We start from the raw sequence: 1,199 nt of genomic DNA, 5'->3' as shown, positions 1-1,199 counted from the left end.
ACGGGGCGGTCTAGTGCCCCCCCAGCCCGCCCGGCTTGGGGGCGGTGGGGGGGAAAACGCCCGACCCGCGCCCCCCGGGGGTCTAGCCCGTCGCCACCCGCAAGGCCTCCGGCGAGACCCTCAAGGCGATCGGCGCGGTGGTCCCGGAGCTGTGGGGCGGCTCGGCCGACCTCGCGGAGTCCAACCTCACCACCATCGACGAGGAGAGCTCCTTCCTCCCCGAGGGCAACCCGCTGAAGTCGGCGAGCCCGTACGGCCGGACGATCCACTTCGGCATCCGCGAGCACGCCATGGGCTCGACCATGAACGGCATCGCCCTGCACGGCAGGACCCGCGTGTACGGCGGCACCTTCCTGGTCTTCGCGGACTACATGCGCCCGGCCGTCCGCCTGGCCGCGCTCATGAAGCTGCCGGTCACCTACGTCTGGACGCACGACTCCATCGGCCTCGGCGAGGACGGCCCGACCCACCAGCCGGTCGAGCACCTGGCCTCGCTGCGCGCCATCCCGGGCCTGTCCATGGTCCGCCCGGCCGACGCCAACGAGACCGCCGTCGCCTGGCGCACCGTCATCGAGCGGCAGACCAGCCACCCCGGCCCGGTCGGCCTGGCGCTCACCCGCCAGAACGTCCCGACCTTCGACCGCGAGGTCTTCGGCTCCGCCGAGGGCACCGCGAAGGGCGGCTACATCCTGGCCGAGGCCGGCAACGGCGACCCGCAGGTGATCCTCCTGGGCACCGGCTCCGAGGTCCAGCTGGCCGTCAAGGCCCGCGAGGTCCTGGAGGCCGAGGGCATCGCCACCCGCGTCGTCTCGCTGCCGTCCTTCGAGTGGTTCCAGGAGCAGGACCAGGCCTACCGCGACAGCGTGCTGCCGCCGTCGGTCAAGGCCCGCGTCTCGGTCGAGGCCGGCATCGCCCAGGGCTGGCGCGAGCTGGTCGGCGACCACGGCCGGATCGTTTCGCTGGACCACTTCGGCGCCTCCGCGGACTACCAGGTGCTGTTCGAGGAGTTCGGCCTGACCGCCGAGCGCGTGGTGGCCGAGGCCCACAACGCCCTGCGCTCCCTCGAAGCCGTCAACCGCTAGCCCCTCGGGGGGGGGGGGGGGGCCCCCCCCCCGGGGGGGGGCCCCCCGGGGGCCCCCCCACCCACACCCAGAATCAAAGAGAAGGGGAGCACCACCACACCCACCCCGCCCCCCCCG

1 pseudogene is annotated in these 1,199 nt (G+C 74.0%); it reads left to right on the top strand.

Annotated features, from left to right (window positions below):
- Nucleotides 1–86 precede the first annotated feature (86 nt).
- Nucleotides 87–1,082: pseudogene (locus ACFV4G_RS26270) on the top strand (transketolase C-terminal domain-containing protein); the annotation flags it as partial.
- Nucleotides 1,083–1,199: the final 117 nt, after the last annotated feature.

The sequence above is a fragment of the Kitasatospora sp. NPDC059747 genome, assembly GCF_042732955.1.
Lineage (GTDB): Bacteria > Actinomycetota > Actinomycetes > Streptomycetales > Streptomycetaceae > Kitasatospora.
Note: the sequence above shows the minus strand (reverse complement) of the source record. Positions and strands in the feature narration are given on the sequence as shown.